The sequence below is a fragment of the Acinetobacter sp. GD03645 genome (assembly GCF_029845285.1).
In the GTDB taxonomy this organism is placed as follows: domain Bacteria; phylum Pseudomonadota; class Gammaproteobacteria; order Pseudomonadales; family Moraxellaceae; genus Acinetobacter; species Acinetobacter corruptisaponis.
Genome location: NZ_JAOCLL010000004.1, coordinates 1 through 18153 on the forward strand (window position 1 = coordinate 1; position 18153 = coordinate 18153).

An 18153-nucleotide genomic window follows, 5' to 3' on the forward strand; every position below is an offset into this window, starting at 1 on the left:
AATGTGGAGTTTTTTTATTTCGAATAAAAAATAAGATTGTTTCAAAAATAAAACGATCTGTCATGTTTTTTAGACTATTCCTAAAAAATGCGTCGTTATACACTACATTCAATCCAAGATAACGCTCCAAAGGGCACAAAGGTAGGAATAACAACATGAGCAACTTCTTAAATAGTATTAAATCACGCCGTACCATTTATGCGATTGGTAAAAACCTTACAGTTGACCAGGCAGCAATTGAAGAAACCATTCGTGAAGCTGTAAAACACAGCCCATCATCATTTAACTCACAAACATCACGTGTTGTGACTTTATATGGTGAGTCTCATACAAAGTTCTGGGAAATCGTACGTGAAACTTTACGTAAAATGGTGCCAGCAGAAGCTTTTGCTAATACAAGTGCAAAAATTGATAGCTTTGCAGCAGGTTTTGGTACAGCACTATTCTATGAAGATCAGGATGTTGTAAAAGGCCTACAAGAGCAATTTGCATTGTATGCTGATAATTTTCCAGTGTGGTCAGAACATTCAAGTGCAATCGCTCAGTTTGCAACTTGGACTGCATTGTCTGAAATCGGTGTAGGAGCTTCATTACAACACTACAATCCAATCATTGATGCTGAAGTGGCTGAAACTTTTGATACTCCAGCAAACTGGAAATTACGTGCCCAGCTTGTATTTGGTTCCATTGAAGCGCCAGCAGGTGAAAAAACTTATATGGACGATGCAGCACGTTTTAAAACGTTTAATTAAGTTGATTGTGGAAAAGATTAGAGCACTTTGAAAGTGCTCTTTTTTTATTTGAATAAAATATTCGCCAAAAGAAGTATGGTTCTTAGCACAAGAAATGATGTATATATCTTAAAAAAGCCAAATTGATGGAATAGACAGTTTGGTTTTATGTCATAAAATGGTCACAATCGCATAGCATAGTGCATACGGTTTCATAAGTTATTTATATCGAGAAGAGTCTAATGTCTTTAAGAGTTGGTGTTGCTGCTTTTGGGTTATTGTTAAGTAGTTCAGTTTTTTCGGCAGTTACTATCACTGCACCTGAGGAAATTGTGATTCTTGCGGTGAATGGTCAGGAAGTCAATAATGGCTTGATTCCATCCAGCAAAAATAACTATCAGGTCGATCCAGGTAATTTGACACTGAATGTACGTTACCGTGAGTATTTTGAACATTTAAATGGCGAACATGACATTGTTAAATCAGGTGTTGTCACCATTCAGGCATCTGATCTACAAGACAACCAGTCTTATACTTTGGGACTGGTAAATGCGCCTAAAAACTTTGATGCCGCAAAAAAATATGCTGAACAGCCTACGGTAGCCATCTATGATCAAAACAAAAAGTTAATTGTTCAGCAAACAGGCGCAAACAATGAAGCACAGCCTTGGTTTTCAAGTAATAGCTTATTAGGGCGTACTTTAGACCTGACTCAAAAGAATAAAAACAATACGGTAAACCAACCCGCGCCTGTATATGCTGCAACCACAACCCCTGCGACTGTAGCAGCACCCGTAGCCATAACGACGACAACTGGAACAGCCAAAACCACAGACCAGCAGTTGGCTGAGTTATGGCAGAAAGCTTCCAAAGCTGAACGTCAAAAGTTTATGGCGTGGTTAGCAGGTCAAACTAACTGATTCAGTCATTGATTTGATAAAGACCGATGTTATCATCGGTTTTTTATTCACTTTATGAAATAGAATGTCTTTAAATATTAGAAAAGTAGAAAATGATGATCTGGAACAGCTTGTTGAATTAATCAATGCTGCTTACCGAACACAGTCGGGACGAAGTTGGACAACTGAACAGGCATTTGTGGCAGGCGATCGAATCAATAAAACCCAGTTAATCAACCAACTTGGTCAAATCAATTTTGAGTTATTCATTGGTGAAACAGAGTCAAAGCAACTGGTTGCCTGTATCGGGCTAAGTCATCAACACGATAGTGTTGAAATCGGTACGTTTGCCATTGATCCCTCTATTCAAAACTCAGGTTTTGGCAAAGAGATACTTGCCTATGCTGAACAGTTTGTTATGCAAAACCATCCATCAATTACGCATTTCCTCATGTATGTACTGGATGTGAGAACTGAACTGATGGCTTATTATCAACGTCGGGGCTACCAGCTTACAGGAAAAACAGAAGCTTATCCTGTTACGGCCAATGTAGGGCAGCCTTTAGTGCCTATTCAACTGGTTGAAATGAAGAAAGACATTTTAAGATAGCAATAAAAAATGTCACAACTAAATCAGTCATGGCATTTTCGTTCAAACTAAATTAAGCCTGATTTTCAGTCATTGAGACTGTTTCAACAGATTTTTGTATTGACCAGATTGAACCAATCGGTGCGGTTTGAGCACGATCATTGGCTTGTTGATAGAAACGCAGAAATACTAGAGCAAGACCAATCGCAATAATATCAATCCAGATCAGGTGACCCGTTGAGTACCAAAGTCCTTGAATCGGGAAGATATAAGCAACAATGGATGTGGCTGGAATTAATAACAGTACAATTGCAATCACAAGGAAGAACTGTGGTAATGCGCGGGCTGCACCAATGACAAAGCTATAAGTTAAACTTGAGATAAACACCAGATAATAGCTATACATGAATACATGGTTATGGCTTTGTAATTGTAGTGTAATGACATATCCCCAGCGTCCTACCAGCATACTGCTAAACACGGCCAACATGCAGCCTAAACATGCACCGATAGTTAAGTTTGCAATAAACATCACATCTTTACGTTGTTGCGGTGGTGGTAAATTGGGGTTCTTCTGTTTACGCAAACGCGTCTCGATCCAAAGAATATTGCCTGAATAGAACAAATAGGCTCCACCCAACCCAAAAAATACATAAATCCAGCGAATCGAGTCACCACCATAATTACCAAAATGCAAGGCAAACATGGAACGGATCAATGAAGATGCATTACTTTCTTCTGTCGACAATGTCTCTGTTGAATAAGGCTTGGTTTGGTAGGGGTTAAAGCTCATGTAATCAAAATTGTCTCCCCGCATCATACGGTCAGGATGATACAACGCCACAAAAGCCGAGGCCCGTTCAGGATTGTCCAGATTGCCAAAACGTATGGCATCAATACGATATTCAGGTGCTGCCTTTTGAACCTTGGCAAAAATCTGTTCTACATTCAGCTCGGGCCGAGGTTCGGCAATTTGTGTAGGTGCAGGACGTTCAAAAATCGGTTTTTGAATCACCTTAGCCAGTGTACCGTATAAAATATCGTGGAATGCAAATACCACCACAGTCACACTGATAATGATATGAAATGGCAAGCTGGTAATTCCAATCACATTATGAGTATCCAGCCAGAAACGCTTTTTATTTTTCCCTTTACGGACAGCAAAATAATCACTTACCAGTGTTGGCAGCAACACAATCAGACCTGACATGATTGCAAGAAAATACAGGACCGCAACGACACCCATCACCATCACACCCGCAGTATGATGACCAATCATGCCAGGGATGCCTGCTGTTTCATGCAGTTGCTCAATTAGCCAGCCAAGTTTGGAGACATTCTGTTCTTTCGCAATGAGTTGACCATTCTGATCCAGCGTTGCCATCATACTGGTCTGGGCAATATCCAGATGATGGTCATCTTCCTCTTCATTATGTGCCGCTTCCCAGTAGATCGGCGAATTGTGTGCTTCTGGTGAGTTAAAACTGAGCGTAAAGGCCTTTTGCGTTTCAGGATATTTTGCCTGTGCCTGTGTGACCAACTGGTTATATTGATTAAGTTGAATGGGTGCCAGTTTTTGTACGGGTGGTGATGCCCATTGACTTAAATGATGCTGAAACATGCTGAGGCCACCTGCAAAAAAGCAGATGAACAATAAGATGCCTGCACTGATTCCGACCCATGTATGTAGGTTTTTGCCATGTTTGATGATATCTGCGCGAACTTTCATTTTAACCTCTTAACCAGAACAGCAGTGCATAAGCAATGATATTGGCAATGCTAAAGATCACCAGACTTTGCCAACCTTTAGGAATAAAATAGGCAATAAAGAATACGAATAACCAAACCCATGGAATGCTCCACATGGCAAGCTGGCCTGGCAGGGAACGTTCCACATGAGGCAGTGTCAGTAAAAATACCAGTGCGCCAATTGCAACGGCAAAACTTAATCCTAGAAATAAACCCACCAGCGTTTTTGTCCACCAGTCTGGTTGAATTTTTTGTTTTGAGATATTCATTGGGCGTTGCTCCTTTTGAATAAATTCAGGAAAGGAATAAATGACCAGACCAGTGTGATCACAGCAAGCCAGATCAGGACAGCGACTAATTTTGGAATGGAAAAGAATAAAATCAGCAGACCTACAACCAACCCAGTTGTACCCAAATAAGTGAACGTTTTAGAAAGGCTGGATTTGAGTAAAATTTGATTGGGATGGCAGAGATAAAGGCTAATACAGCCCAGTAGGGTAAGTAGGATCCCCAATAGTTTAAAAAGCATAATTGCCCCAAATAGCATTAATGATAATAATTATTGTTTATATTCGTAAAAAATAAAAGCATTAAATATCTAGGCAAGATTGTATTTATTCTGGCTATCAATCAACTAAGGATATTTAATGGAGAATTTGTTCAATAATGATAATAATATTGATAAATATTCTCATTTGTGTAAAATGTAAGTAATTGTTAACTTACTGAGGGGTAAAGATGAAACACCATAATTTATATACAGCCATGATGCTTGTTATGGTTGGGGGAACATCTGGAACAATTCACGCAGCGGAATCAGCAGAAAACACAACATTACCAACCATTACCGTGCAAGCAGAACAGGAAACGCCAGTTTATACAGTTAAAAAGACCAAGGTGGCGACTAAACTGGATTTATCCCTTAAGGAAACACCACAGAGTGTTACTGTATTTACAGCACAGCAAATTGACGATCAGAATCTTACAAGTACCAATGACGTCTTGGCGCAAACGGCTGGTGTGACCATGGTGCAGTATGGCCAGGTGGGTGCGGGTTACAATACCTATTATTCACGCGGATTTGCAATTACCAATGTGCAGCGGGATGGAATGCCAACGACGACGGCCTCCTTTGGTGGTTCGGATATGTTTGGTCTTGAAGATTCAGCAATCTATGATCGTATCGAAGTCACCAAGGGTTCAACAGGTTTGACCAGTGGTTCAGGCAACCCAAGTGCGAGTATCAACTATGTGCGTAAACGCCCAACGGCTGATTTACAGGGGGCAGTCAAGGTACAGGGCGGAAGCTGGGGCAATTACCGCAGCCAGATTGATGTCAGTGGTGGATTAAATCAGGATAATTCAATCCGTGGTCGCACAGTGGCAGCTTATGAGCAGGGTGGTAGTCAACAGGATCGTTATCACCGTCAAAATGCTGTTATATACGGTGCGGTGGATTTTGATCTCACAGATAAGACTACATTGACCACAGCATTAACCGCACAGCAGATTAAAATTGATGGTGCAACGGCACATGGTTTCCCATTTATTACGCATGATGGGCAAGAGCAGACGACGTTTGGTCGTGATGATAATCCCGCCGCAAATTTTACTTTTAGTGATACTGAGAAACTCAACCTGTTTTTAGGTGTGGAACATCAGTTTAATGACAACTGGCAGGCGACTGCCAACTATGCATTTACCAAAGCCAGCAATAAACGCGAATATGGTGTGGCAGGTTCTGGTGGTATTACATATGGCAAGGAAATAACCGTATCTGCACCTGTCAACAAGCTCCAGCCTGGTCAGATGCTGGTAACCAGTGGGCGTTTTGAAAGTACACCAGATGTGCATTCATTGGATGTATATGCATCAGGTAAGTTTCAGGCACTGGGTCATGAGCATGATGTCAGCTTTGGTTTGAATGGATACACGATTAAGTCTGATGATCCATCTTATGGTCGCTATTATGTTGCAGCACCAATTGCAGGCTGGAATGGTAATAGTCCTCGACCAGATATGAAAGTTACAGGACGGACAATTGTAGATGAACAGCAAATTGGTGCATTTGCTGCTGCCAAGTTACAGCTTCTGGATCCATTGAAATTGGTCGTGGGTGGGCGTTTAAGTAATTGGGAACGTAGTGTTACCAAAAATGAGCAGAAGCAGAATGGCGTATTTACGCCTTATGCTGGATTAATCTTTGATATTACTGATAACTTGTCTGCTTATACAAGCTACACCACAATTTTCAATCCATCTTCCCGTCAGGATATTAAGGGAGATTATCTTGATCCTGAAGAGGGTAACAGCTTTGAGGCGGGTTTAAAGGCTGACTTTTATGATGGTCGTTTAAATACCAGTGCAGCCTATTTCTCAATGCAGCAGGATAATTATGCCATTGCCGATGGCAAGAATTTAACACCAAATGGTGGTCAGGCCTATATTGCTGTTGATGGTGCTGAAGTTAAGGGCTATGAGTTAAGTATTGGCGGAGAAATTTTACCTAACTGGAATGTGCAGGGTGGATATACGCATACCGATGCCAAAGACCAGACGGGCAATACTTTAAACAGTATCTTACCCGAAGATACATTTAAGCTTTTTACCACTTATAAATGGGATAAACTCACTGTAGGTGGCGGTGTGAATTGGCAAAGTGAAATCTATGATGCCGCTTCAGCGAAAACAGGTGGTTTGGCATCTAAACTTAATCGTCAGGAAAGCTATTATTTAGTAAATTTGATGGGACGCTATCAAGTTACAAATGATGTGGCACTTGGTCTTAACGTCAATAATTTGCTTGATAAAGAATATAAAGCCAATGCGATTAATACCTGGGGAACGGCACGTAATGTAACGGCATCATTAAACTTTAAATTCTAATTAACTTTAAAAAGTAAAAGAGGAAGCAAATCTGCTTCCTCTTTTTATTTAATAGTTTGGAAATCAATTACCAATCCAAATAAAGTAACCTAAAATCATCAAAGGCCAAGCAATAAAAGGGCTAAATAACCATTTCCATAACCAGAATCTTGGTATAAATCCCACGCCATGAATGAAGCCACCAGAAATTCCAATCATAACCAACATCAGTTGGCTATGGTTATAATGTCCATTGGCATCCAGCATCAGTGCAGGATGTACCAGTAAAATGGCAGCAAGGGGCAATGCCAACAAAAACGAAACGGTCATTGCAAGCACTTGTGCCTTACTATTCTTCGGTGTTGTCATTGCTTGAGCCATTAGCTTATTCCTCATCTAAATCTTGATGGTGTTCAATGTAGAGTGCACTCAGCACACCCGCAAAACATGCCATCAAAATGCCTAGAATCCATGCAAAATACCACATTTCACATCTCCTCATTAGTACAAACTATGTGAGTTTTCTTCAATTTGTTTGTTGGTGATGACACCCCACATTTTGTAGTAAGACCAAGAGGTATAGATCAAAATGAGAGGAACAAAAATACATGCAGCAACGGTCATGACACCAAGGGTTTTATGGCTGGATACCGCATCCCACATGGTCAGGCTTGAAGCTGGATTGATGCTTGATGGTAATAAGAATGGGAACAAAGCAAAACCAGCGGTTAGGATTGCGCCCACAATCATCAGGCTTGTACCTGTAAAGCTTGCGGCAGCTTTTTGCTTGCCCGCGCTGATAATCACCAGCAATGCACCAAGAATCGCTGCAATCGGTGCGGCCATCGTGATTGGATAAGTACCATAGTTATTCATCCAGCCATGATTGGTATTGGTCACCACATCTTTTGCCAGTGGATTTAGTGCGGCATTGGTATTAACCGCAGTAGCGTAGGCATAACCCTCGATATTGCCAAAGTATAACCATGCACCCGCTGCAAGGAAGCAGACCAGAAACACGATTGCCATGATCTGCGTTGCCTTGGCGGAACGGTTATGTAAGGCACCATCCGTGCGTAACATTAACCATGCACCGCCGTGAGCACATAACATTGATAAACTTACGATACCACAGACCAGTGCAAATGGATTTAATAAGGCAAAGAAGCTACCTGTATATTGTGAACGCAATGTATCATCCAGACTGAATGGAACGCCTAGGAATAAATTACCAAACGCGACACCAAACACTAATGCTGGAACTGCACCACCAATACATAGACCCCAATCCCAAGAGTTACGCCATTGGGTATTTTCCAGCTTGGAACGATAGTCAAATCCGACAGGTCGCAGGAACAGGGCAAATAGGACCAATAGTAATGCCCAGTACATACCTGAGAATGCAACGGCATAAACCATTGGCCAGGCGGCGAACAGGGCACCGCCCGCAGTAATGAACCACACCTGATTGCCATCCCAGTGCGGGGCAATGGTGTTGATGGCGGCACGGCGTTCCGAGTCGGTCTTGCCTACAAATGGCATCAGTGCCATTGAGCCCATGTCGAAACCATCTGTGAGGGCAAAGCCAATCAGTAAAACACCAACCAGTACCCACCAGATAATTTTGAGAAGTTCATATTCGATCATGATTGAGCCTCCCCAGTTTTTGCAGCCAGTTTCTCAAAGTGATATTTACCAGTATGCAAAGAACTTGGACCTAAACGAGCAAATTTGATCATTAAGTACATCTCAATGATAAGAAGTACGGTATAGAACGCTGCAAGTGCGATGATTGAACCCCACACATCACCCGTGCTTACGCTTGAAGCAGATAAATGTGTTGGCAGGATTTCACCGATTGACCAAGGTTGACGACCACCCTCAGCCACATACCAACCTGTTTGGGCCGCAATCCATGGGAGTGGGAGAGCAAACAAGGCATATTTAAGTAACCAGGGCTTGTTTTCTGCGTTGCGTTTTGCCACAGCCCAAGTTGCCAAAAGGAACAGCAATAGCATGAGGAAGCCAGAGGCAACCATGGCACGGAAAGAGAAGAACAATGCCGCTACATTAGGAATGGTGTCCTTTGTTGCTGCCTGAATGTGTTCTTCAGTTGCATCGACCACATTTGGAGAATATTTTTTCAATAAAAGGCCATAACCCAAGTCTTTCTGGTTTTTCTCAAATGAAGCAAGCAAGTCAGGAGATCGGTCTCCAGCACGAAGTTTTTCCAGCTCACTGTATGCAACCATACCATTACGGATACGGATTTCGTGTTCCTTCATCAAGTCATGGATACCAGTGACCTGTTTATCGGTAGAACGTGTGGCAATCAGTCCCATTACAAAAGGAATCTTGATCGCATAGTCGGTACGCATTTCTTTCTGGTTGGGAATACCAAACAGGGTAAATGCGGCTGGCGCAGGTTCTGTATGCCATTCAGCTTCAATTGCAGCAAGTTTGGTTTTTTGAACATCACCTAATTCATAGCCCGATTCATCACCCAGTAAAATGACGCATAGGGTTGAGGCTAAACCGAAAATTGCGGCGATTGCGAAAGAGCGGCGTGCAAATGGTAAATCACGTTTCTTTAACAGGTAATAACTTGAGATCGCAAGTACAAAGATTGAACCTGTGACATAACCCGCAGAAACTGTGTGTACGAATTTAACCTGGGCAACAGGGTTGAAGATCAACGCGCCGAAGTCCACAAGTTCCATACGCATGGTTTCATAGTTAAATGCTGCACCAACGGGGTTCTGCATCCAGCCGTTGGCAATCAAAATCCACAGGGCAGACATATTGGAGCCAATTGCAACCAGCCACGTTACCCCTAAATGCTGCACTTTGGAGAGGCGATCCCAACCAAAGAAGAACAGGCCAATAAAGGTGGATTCAAGGAAGAAAGCCATCAGGCCTTCAATTGCGAGTGGCGCACCGAAGATGTCACCAACATAATGCGAGTAATACGCCCAGTTGGTACCAAACTGGAATTCCATGGTTAAGCCAGTGGTCACACCAAGGGCAAAGTTAATTCCGAAGAGTTTTCCCCAGAACTTGGTCATGTCTTTATAAATTTCTTTACCTGAAATCACATACGTGGTTTCCATAATGGCAAGAATAAACGCCAGACCTAGAGTGAGAGGAACGAAAAGAAAGTGATACATTGCGGTCATTGCGAATTGGAACCGCGAAAGATCGACCACGCTTTCAGAAATCATCAACGTGTCTCCTGATTGTTGGGCAGGTCGCCAGCAATACGCTCGGCAACTTGATTGTTAAAATCTTTTGGAATGGTTGGGGCATCGAACCAGATATGTTTAATCAGCATAAGAATTGCAACTTTAATAATTAGAATAATTGCTATTTCCCAGATTAATCTTCGGTTTGGGTCTTGAGAACTTGTCTTCATTGAGCCAGCCTCATATTTTTAAAGATGTTACATATTATTAATTAAAATTCATTAAAAATAAACCTTTTGTATACTTTAAATAAATGTATATTGTTATTTTATAAAAAACAATAACTTATGGCTTTATTTTGGTTTTTAATAAATTGTTATCTGAATTTTTTATTTGGTAAATTAACCTGATTAAAATAGTTGTGTTTTGAAATTTAAATCCGATTAAAAAGATAGGATTTATAATGAATTAAATAAAAATAAAACCAAGTAAAATGGTATGAATATAAAAACCATAATATTAACAAATGCTTGTGATTTTATTTACATAAAGAAATATTAACTACAATGAAATATCCATAAAACCTAGTGTATTAGTAGAGTTTTTGTTGAAAATGTGATGCATTTCTCTTTTATGTTTTGGTGTAAACTTGGATCAGGAATATGAGAAAAATGAAAGACTAAAGTTTTAAAATTTCAGCTATTCTTTTTGTAACAATTTGTAATATTGGCGATTAAATCCTTTTGATCTCATTGAGACAGTGAGGAAATCAACTTTTTATATGATTTAAGACAAGTCTAAGCTCAGTCTGGTGTGAATAACTTGTTGGAAATTGATATTTTTTTTGCCAGATAGTATGAGTTGGATTTCTGGCTAATGAGCAACACCTGGGATTGTAATTCCAGTTCTCCATATTCAGGTTCAACCTGAACATAGTACAGTTGACCAAACTCATCACGTACACGTGCCTGGGCAGAGAATCCTGGTCTTGCGTTACCCGTGGAAATGGTTGCCAGACGCCCAACCAAATTGGTATGGGTGTGCGTCACTTTGGGCTTAATCACCTGATCCAGACAGTGAATCATAAATACGGTAAAGAAAATATCGATGATCAATGCTGGGATAAAAAGGTAATAGGGTGAAATAAAGTAATGCTGCAAGGCAAAGAATGACAATTCCAGAAAATAGCCAGCAAAACTGAAATTGATGAGTAAAAAAACAAAGATGAGATACTTGGAAAATTTAACATCAAGTAGCGGTGAATGAAGTAACCATTCAGGTGTTAGCTTCTTGACTAGATGACTTGGGCGCAACCCAATAAAGATACCGATGGTTTCTGCAATGCTGAGCAAGACCAGTGCCACCACACTCATGTGAAATGGCATCAGGTAATAATTGAGAAAAAACTCAGTCATCGCAGAATTCATGGTTTAGGCACTAATCAATATAAATACCACCATCGGAGTGGACTTCCAAATTTACTTTTTCAAGGAAGTCACCTAAGCATGGACCTGAAACACACTCGCCTGTTTCTACAGAGAACAAGGCACCATGTGTAGAACATTGAATATATTCACCGTCCTGGTCCAGAAATTGATTCTCCAGATATTCAAGCTCAGTTTGCAAATGCGGACAAAGATTATTGTAGGCATAAAATTGTCCGTCACGCTGGGTGATGAAGATAGTCTTTCCTTTCATGGTGTCATATGCACGTGCTTCACGTTCAGGGACTTCCTCAGTCATGCAAATCTTTTCCATATTATGCACATTCCTGTTGTGTGGATTTGAATTGTTCAAATAGCTTGGCGTAGTTTTCGACGGCCAAACGTGGGCCGAATTGAGCAACAACCTCACTGGAAATTAAAATGGCAAGCTGGGCAGCCGCTTCTAGGCTGAGGCCTGCATTGATGGCATATAAAAATGCACCCGCAAAGGCATCACCCGCACCATTGGTATCCACAGCATCAACATGACGTCCAGCCACATGGAACTGTTGGGCTGGATCAATAATCACCGCACCATTCGCGCCCTGTGTGATTACGATATGCTGATTGTTTAATTTTAATGCTGCAATGGCATCATCAAGATTCTTTGTATTGGTAAACATCAACGCTTCCTGTTCATTACAGAACAGTAAGTCAACGCCATCATCCAGTAATTCTTCCAAACCTTGACGCGCGTATTGAACCATTGCTGGATCAGAAAGGGAAAGGGCGATTTTCACCCCATGCGCTTTTGCAAGTTCACGGGCCTGTTTGACTGCGATACGCGCCGTATCACTGGTTGATAAGTAACCTTCGATATATAGCCATTTTGCTGTTTTTAATGGTTCAAGGTCGATTTGCTCAGCAGACAATTCAGCGGTAATACCCAGATAGGTATGCATGGTACGTTCTGAATCAGGGCTGATCAGTACCATACAGGTTCCTGTTACACCTTCACTGATTGATCGCGTAGTAGTCTGGATACCTGCATCATTTAAACCATTCAGATAAATTGAACCAAGTTCGTCGTTACCAACACGGCATCCATAAAAAGCGGTTCCACCCAATGCGCTGAATGCAACGGTGGTATTTGCCGCTGAACCACCACTGGCTTGACCTTTATAAGTTTGTGTATCCTGTAGTCGCTGGTATAAAGCGGCCTGGGTGTCGCCATCGGTCAACTGCATTGTGCCTTTTTGCAAAGCCTGCTGTGTTAAAAACTCATAAGAAACTTTAAATTCCTGGTCAATGAGTGCATTTCCAATTGCAAAAAGATCAACAGTTGCCATGTTTGTCATCACAGTAAAAATCAAAAGCTAAAGTTTACACCAATGCTCAGGATTACAGTAGTTTGTTGAAAAAAATTCAAGTGATGTAGGGTTAATTCAAAGATTAAAGGGGTGAATGATGATGTTGGACAGCTTTAAAATTGAACGAGTTTTGGAACTACCCTCACAACTTGATGTACTGATTGCATATTCACAAAGCGAAAATTTCCGCTTCCTAAATAGGCTACAGCAGGATTTTCAAACAGGTGAAAATTGCTTTGATCGGCATGGTGAGGCTTTATTTGCTGTTTATACGATGAAAGATCAATTGATTGCCGTAGCTGGACTAAATCAAGATTCTTTTCATCATTCAGGGCAAGTCGGGCGTTTACGGCGTTTTTATATTCATCCTGATTATCGTCGACAAGGTGTTGGAGCTTACTTGCTCCAATATATTGAACAGTATGCACAGACTTATTTTCATGAACTGCATTTATTTACTGACACTGCAAATGCAGCCAGTTTTTATCAGAAAATGGGCTATGAACCCGTAGATTTACCAAACAGTAATTTTAGGAAGATTTTTTGAACGGGTATGGATCACCACTCGCTGAATTTTTCTACAAAAACATACCAATTTACATGGATATCCGTGCATATTCTTCGGTAGACTCTCTATAATCAATAGCGTTAATTAAATAGATAAATTGGAGATCACATGACTGTCGATGTTTCTGAAAGCATTACTCAAACAATTCACCCTGCGTTTCAGCTATTACGTCAACACCATGTAGAAGCACTTGATATTCACGTTTCAGAATATAAACACAAAGTGACGGGTGCGGTTCACTATCATCTCGCGACCAACAATGATGAAAATGTGTTTCTGGTGGCGTTTAGAACGCAGCCGATGGATTCAAAGGGAACCGCACATATTTTAGAGCATACCGCTTTATGTGGTTCTGAGAAGTTTCCAGTCCGCGATCCATTCTTTTTAATGATCCGTCGTTCACTCAATACCTTTATGAATGCCTTTACTGCGGCAGACTGGACAGCATATCCATTTGCAACACAGAACAAGAAAGATTTTCAAAACCTGTTGTCGGTTTATTTAGATGCTGCCTTTGCCGCAAACCTGAATCCTCTGGACTTTGCCCAAGAGGGAATCCGTATTGAACTGGAAAATGATCAGGCGGTTTATAAAGGTGTCGTTTTTAATGAAATGAAAGGGGCAATGAGTTCACCGACAGATCAGCTTTATCATCAACTGGCCTATCATTTATTCCCTGAAACCACCTATCACTACAACTCTGGCGGTGATCCAAAAGACATTCCAGATTTGAGTTATGAACAGTTAGTTGAGTTCTACAAAACCCATTACCATCCAAGTAATGCGGTGTTTATGACCTTTGGTAATCAAAGTGCATATGATCTGCAAGAACAGTTTGAAAAATTGGCCTTGCATAAATTCTCCAAAGGAACAACTTTATATTCCACACCTGAGAAGCGTTTAACCGCACCCATTGAGGTGACTGAATCCTACGCGGTGGATAGTGAAGACCTGAAAGATAAAACCTATCATGTGATGTCATGGTTATTGCCTGAAACCAGTGATATTAAGCTGCGTTTAGGCATGCGTCTGGTTGAGGGGATTTTGCTGGAAAATTCAGCTTCGCCATTACGTCATTATCTGGAAACCTGTGGTTATGCACAATCCACAGGGCCATTAATGGGGGTGGATGACAGTAATTTTGAAATGACATTCTATTGTGGCGTACAGGGTTCAAATGCTGAATATGCTGAAAGCTTTAAGAATGGCGTATTAAACATTCTACAGGACGTTGCATCCAAGCCTGTAGATACCGATTTGGTCGATGCAATTCTGCATCAGATTGAACTGCATCAACGTGAAATCAATGGTGATGGCACACCGTATGGTTTAAGCCTGATCCTAAATGGTTTGGGCAGTGCGATTCACCATAATGACCCGATTCATGTCTGGGATGTGGATTCTGCGATTGAACAGGTTAAGGAAGAATTAAAAGACCCAATGTGGTTATCCAAACTGATTCAAACGCATCTGCTGGATAATCCGCACCGTGTACAAATGACTTTGGTTCCTGATGCAACTAAATCAGTAAAAGAGCAACAGGCTGAACAGGCTCGTTTGGCTGAGATTACGGCAAACCTGACTGAAGCCCAGAAAATCGCGATTCAGGAAAAAACTGAGGCACTAAAAAAACGTCAGGATACACCTGATGATCTTGAGCTATTGCCAAAAGTGGGACTGGAAGATGTTCCTGCTGATTTACATATTGTGCAAGGTCAGTTGCGTGAGATTATCTGTAATGGTCTGGATACACCATTAAATCTTTATCATGCAGGCACCAACGGTATTTATTACCAACAAGTGTTGATTCAGATTCCTGACGAAATTGTGCAGTCACCGTATTTCAACTTACTTTCGATTTTAATGGGAGAAGTCGGTGCGGGTGAATACGACTACCTTGAATTGCAGCAACTCCAGACCGCAGTCAGTGGTGGACTGGGTATGGGTGCATCGCTACGTAGCAAGGTAGATAATAAGGATCGGATCAGTGCGTGGCTGACTCTAACCACCAAGTCATTAACGCAGAAGCTTGATGCCATTCAGTTATTAAAACTGGCATTTGAACAGCTTCGCTTTGATGAGAAAGACCGTATCATCGAATTATTGCAGCAACGGAAAACCCGTTGGCAGTCACGTTTGTCTGGTTCTGGACATAGCTATGCCATGCAGGCGGCTTCACGTCAAATGAGTGCCTTGGCTCGCCGTGACTATCACAATACAGGTTTGGGTGCGCTGAACTGGCTGAGTGATTTAGTCACTAAGATTGATCAGGATGAAGATGCCTATCATGCATTAATTGCTGAATTACAGGCAATTCATCGTAAGCTATTGCAGGCTCCTAAACAGTTCCTATTGGTGTGTGAAGAGCATCAATCTGACCGTTTAGTGGAAGAAGTACAAAATGTCTGGGACAAGTTGCAAGTCAATAGAGAACCTGTCACTTTAACTCAAGTTGAACAAGTCAATACAAAAAATGATGAAGCATGGCTGATCCAGGCCAATGTGCAGTTCTGTGCTTCTGCCTATCAGGCGGTTGATGTTGCCCATGCTGATGCTGCACCGTTAATGGTATTGGCTGCCTACCTGCGTAATGGCTTTTTGCATAGTGCCATCCGTGAAAAAGGTGGAGCGTATGGTGGGGGGGCCAGTTATGATGGCAATGCCTGCTCATTCCGTTTTTATAGCTACCGTGATCCACGATTGGCGGAAACATTTAATGATTTTGAAGCCAGTGTGCAATGGTTGCTGAATACCGAACAGCAGTCGCATCAACTTGAAGAGGCGATTTTAGGTCTGGTTGCAGGTATGGATAAGCCTGGTTCACCTGCTGGTGAGGCAATTACAGCGTGTTATGCATTACTGCATGCCCGTACACCGAAATTCCGTAAAATGCTACGTGAACGCCTGTTAAATGTGACTCTGGATGATTTAAACCGTGTGGCAAAACAGTATTTGTTGCAACAGAAACCTGTGAAAGCAGTGGTTGCGCCATTTGCAAAACGGGAAGAACTACAGCAACTCGGATTTAGTATCCAACAGGTCAATTAAAATAAGAATCGGAGAAAATTATGGCGTTCAAATCTTTTGAGCGGGGTCATTTGGAGCTTAGTGTGGTGGCTATACTAGGCTCTCTAACCACGTCATTTACCCATGCACAGGCAACGGCGCCAGCCAGTCCTGCAACAGTTGAAGCCTGTGTGGCATTGGCTTCAAATGCTGAACGTCTGGCTTGTTATGATGGGCTTTTTAAGGTGCCAAGCATTATTCAGCCGCAGGTTCAGGTGGTTGAACCTGTGATTGCTGCCACATCTGTACCCGTTGCTGAAACCAATGAAAAAAACAAGCCTGAATCTTTAAAGGATAAGGTGGTTCAAAAAGTCAGTGACCTACATTTGTTGGGTGCTGCGCCTAAATTTGATCCGAATGTTTCCTTGCTGGATCGCCGTTGGGAGCTGTCAGAAGAAAGTAAGTTGGGCGTATGGAATATTCGTGCCTATCAACCTGTTTATTTACTGCCAGTGTTCTGGACCAGTGACAAGAATGAATTTCCAAGCAGTCCAAACCCACAAAATACCGTCAATGAGAAACAGGAATTAACCTCTAGTGAGGCAAAGTTCCAGATTTCCTTTAAGACCAAGGCGTGGGAAAACATTCTGGGTAATAATGGCGATTTATGGGTAGGTTATACTCAGTCTTCGCGTTGGCAGGTTTATAACTCTGAGGAATCACGTCCATTTCGTGAGACCAATTATGAACCTGAAGCAAGTTTAATGTTTAGAACCAATTATGAAATTTTAGGTCTAAACGCACGTTTGCTAGGTGTCACCTTAAATCATCAATCCAATGGACGTTCTGATCCACTGTCGCGTAGCTGGAATCGGGTGATTTTTAATCTGGGTTTTGAAAAAGACAACTTTGCTTTGATGCTTCGCCCTTGGTATCGCATTGAGGAAGAAGCAAAGGATGATAATAACCCTGATATTAAGGATTATATTGGTCGTGGTGATTTAACCGCATTTTATCGCAAGGGAGAAAATGACTTTTCTCTTATGCTGCGTCATTCCCTTAAAGGTGGTGATAAATCACATGGCGCGGTGCAGTTTGACTGGGCATTTCCAATCAAGGGCAAACTGCGTGGTCATTTACAACTCTTTGATGGATATGGTGAAAGCCTGATTGACTATAACCATCGTGCAACCTATGCAGGTTTAGGCGTATCATTAATGAACTGGTATTAAATGAGTTTAAATATTCCAGAGCCATTATTGCAGCTTGAGGCAAATTGTGGGGTGTTTGCGGTCTGGCTGATCATAAAGCAATATCAAACCCATATTGATATTGCTGACCTTATTCAGTTATGTCGCCATGATCAGGAAGAGGGAACATTTACCATTGCCTTGGCTGTAGCCCTGAAAAAATTGGGATTTGAAGTGTCGCTGTATACTGATCCTGACCCAAATATTGATGAGAAAGAACAGCAAAGCTATATTGATGCACAACGCCTACAGATTCCCATTCGGGCAGCCTTGACTTATGCAGAGATTCAACAGGCATTTGAAGCGGGTAAATTTGTGATTGTATTTTATGATAGCTTGCAAGGTATTGGAAATCAGTCCTTGATCTATTCAATTGATGATCAGGAAATCAGTTTTTGTGATCATTTTGAAGTCATGTCTAAAACTGAATTTGAACAACAGCGCCAAGCTGATGGAATTTGTCGGCAAGTCATTGTGGTTGAGCAGGGAAATATATCAGCTTTCTAGCTAGCCTCAATTT

Annotated in this window: 19 protein-coding genes; 8 read left to right on the forward strand and 11 right to left on the reverse strand. The window is 41.5% G+C overall.

Annotated features, from left to right (window positions below):
* Nucleotides 1-155: 155 nt before the first annotated feature.
* The 3 genes from N5J47_RS03845 to N5J47_RS03855 all read left to right on the forward strand — a co-directional run bounded on the left by N5J47_RS03845 (nucleotide 156) and on the right by N5J47_RS03855 (nucleotide 2240).
* The gene (locus N5J47_RS03845; protein WP_279959160.1) at nucleotides 156-752 is read left to right on the forward strand and encodes a nitroreductase family protein; all 597 of its coding nucleotides are present in this window, start codon (nucleotides 156-158) and stop codon (nucleotides 750-752) included.
* A gap of 221 nt (nucleotides 753-973) precedes the next feature.
* Complete coding sequence (locus N5J47_RS03850) at nucleotides 974-1651, forward strand: DUF2057 family protein (RefSeq protein WP_279959159.1); 678 nt, start codon at nucleotides 974-976, stop codon at nucleotides 1649-1651.
* Between the two features lie 64 nt (nucleotides 1652-1715).
* The gene (locus N5J47_RS03855) at nucleotides 1716-2240 is read left to right on the forward strand and encodes a GNAT family N-acetyltransferase (protein WP_279959158.1); all 525 of its coding nucleotides are present in this window, start codon (nucleotides 1716-1718) and stop codon (nucleotides 2238-2240) included.
* A 52-nt stretch (nucleotides 2241-2292) separates the two neighbouring features.
* Here the strand turns inward: N5J47_RS03855 and N5J47_RS03860 are convergent, their stop codons facing one another.
* From N5J47_RS03860 to N5J47_RS03870, 3 genes are read right to left on the reverse strand one after another with little or no spacing between them, the layout of a single operon-like run.
* Complete coding sequence (locus N5J47_RS03860; protein WP_279959157.1) at nucleotides 2293-3948, reverse strand: PepSY-associated TM helix domain-containing protein; 1656 nt, start codon at nucleotides 3946-3948, stop codon at nucleotides 2293-2295.
* A gap of 1 nt (nucleotide 3949) precedes the next feature.
* Nucleotides 3950-4237 carry a hypothetical protein gene (locus tag N5J47_RS03865; protein ID WP_279959155.1) on the reverse strand — a complete coding sequence of 96 codons (288 nt, stop codon included), beginning with the start codon at nucleotides 4235-4237 and terminating at the stop codon, nucleotides 3950-3952.
* Nucleotides 4234-4497 carry a hypothetical protein gene (locus tag N5J47_RS03870; protein WP_279959154.1) on the reverse strand — a complete coding sequence of 88 codons (264 nt, stop codon included), beginning with the start codon at nucleotides 4495-4497 and terminating at the stop codon, nucleotides 4234-4236. Before N5J47_RS03870 ends, N5J47_RS03865 begins: the two co-directional genes overlap by 4 nt.
* Nucleotides 4498-4706: 209 nt before the next feature.
* Between N5J47_RS03870 and N5J47_RS03875 the strand changes: the two genes are divergently transcribed.
* Nucleotides 4707-6854 (forward strand): TonB-dependent siderophore receptor, encoded by a 2148-nt coding sequence (locus tag N5J47_RS03875; protein ID WP_279959153.1) that lies wholly within the window; start codon nucleotides 4707-4709, stop codon nucleotides 6852-6854.
* 63 nt (nucleotides 6855-6917) lie between these two features.
* Here the strand turns inward: N5J47_RS03875 and N5J47_RS03880 are convergent, their stop codons facing one another.
* The 8 genes from N5J47_RS03880 to N5J47_RS03915 all read right to left on the reverse strand — a co-directional run bounded on the left by N5J47_RS03880 (nucleotide 6918) and on the right by N5J47_RS03915 (nucleotide 12788).
* Nucleotides 6918-7214, reverse strand: a complete 297-nt coding sequence (locus N5J47_RS03880) for a cyd operon YbgE family protein (protein WP_279959152.1) — start codon at nucleotides 7212-7214, stop codon at nucleotides 6918-6920.
* A 4-nt stretch (nucleotides 7215-7218) separates the two neighbouring features.
* Complete coding sequence (cydX, locus tag N5J47_RS03885) at nucleotides 7219-7320, reverse strand: cytochrome bd-I oxidase subunit CydX (RefSeq protein ID WP_002120988.1); 102 nt, start codon at nucleotides 7318-7320, stop codon at nucleotides 7219-7221.
* A gap of 14 nt (nucleotides 7321-7334) precedes the next feature.
* Complete coding sequence (gene cydB, locus N5J47_RS03890) at nucleotides 7335-8480, reverse strand: cytochrome d ubiquinol oxidase subunit II (RefSeq protein WP_279959150.1); 1146 nt, start codon at nucleotides 8478-8480, stop codon at nucleotides 7335-7337.
* Nucleotides 8477-10054 (reverse strand): cytochrome ubiquinol oxidase subunit I, encoded by a 1578-nt coding sequence (locus N5J47_RS03895; RefSeq protein ID WP_267979298.1) that lies wholly within the window; start codon nucleotides 10052-10054, stop codon nucleotides 8477-8479. The genes cydB and N5J47_RS03895 overlap by 4 nt, the downstream gene beginning before the upstream one ends.
* Nucleotides 10054-10245, reverse strand: a complete 192-nt coding sequence (gene cydP / locus N5J47_RS03900; RefSeq protein ID WP_004799125.1) for a cytochrome oxidase putative small subunit CydP — start codon at nucleotides 10243-10245, stop codon at nucleotides 10054-10056. Before cydP ends, N5J47_RS03895 begins: the two co-directional genes overlap by 1 nt.
* A 573-nt stretch (nucleotides 10246-10818) precedes the next feature.
* Entirely contained in the window at nucleotides 10819-11430 is a 612-nt protein-coding gene (locus N5J47_RS03905) for an OB-fold-containig protein (protein WP_279959149.1), read from the reverse strand.
* A gap of 22 nt (nucleotides 11431-11452) precedes the next feature.
* A complete protein-coding gene (locus N5J47_RS03910; protein ID WP_267979300.1) occupies nucleotides 11453-11758 on the reverse strand; it encodes a Rieske (2Fe-2S) protein in 306 nt (101 codons plus the stop codon).
* A gap of 16 nt (nucleotides 11759-11774) precedes the next feature.
* Nucleotides 11775-12788, reverse strand: coding sequence for an adenosine kinase (locus N5J47_RS03915; RefSeq protein WP_279959148.1), 1014 nt, complete (start codon nucleotides 12786-12788; stop codon nucleotides 11775-11777).
* Nucleotides 12789-12903: 115 nt separating this feature from the next.
* Here N5J47_RS03915 and N5J47_RS03920 point away from each other — a divergent pair, with 115 nt between their 5' ends.
* From N5J47_RS03920 to N5J47_RS03935, 4 genes are all read left to right on the forward strand, one after another.
* Entirely contained in the window at nucleotides 12904-13356 is a 453-nt protein-coding gene (locus tag N5J47_RS03920; protein WP_279959147.1) for a GNAT family N-acetyltransferase, read from the forward strand.
* Between the two features lie 129 nt (nucleotides 13357-13485).
* Entirely contained in the window at nucleotides 13486-16425 is a 2940-nt protein-coding gene (locus N5J47_RS03925) for an insulinase family protein (RefSeq protein WP_279959146.1), read from the forward strand.
* 20 nt (nucleotides 16426-16445) lie between these two features.
* Complete coding sequence (locus tag N5J47_RS03930) at nucleotides 16446-17615, forward strand: phospholipase A (RefSeq protein ID WP_279959145.1); 1170 nt, start codon at nucleotides 16446-16448, stop codon at nucleotides 17613-17615.
* The gene (locus N5J47_RS03935; RefSeq protein WP_279959144.1) at nucleotides 17616-18140 is read left to right on the forward strand and encodes a cysteine peptidase family C39 domain-containing protein; all 525 of its coding nucleotides are present in this window, start codon (nucleotides 17616-17618) and stop codon (nucleotides 18138-18140) included.
* Nucleotides 18141-18153 lie beyond the last annotated feature (13 nt).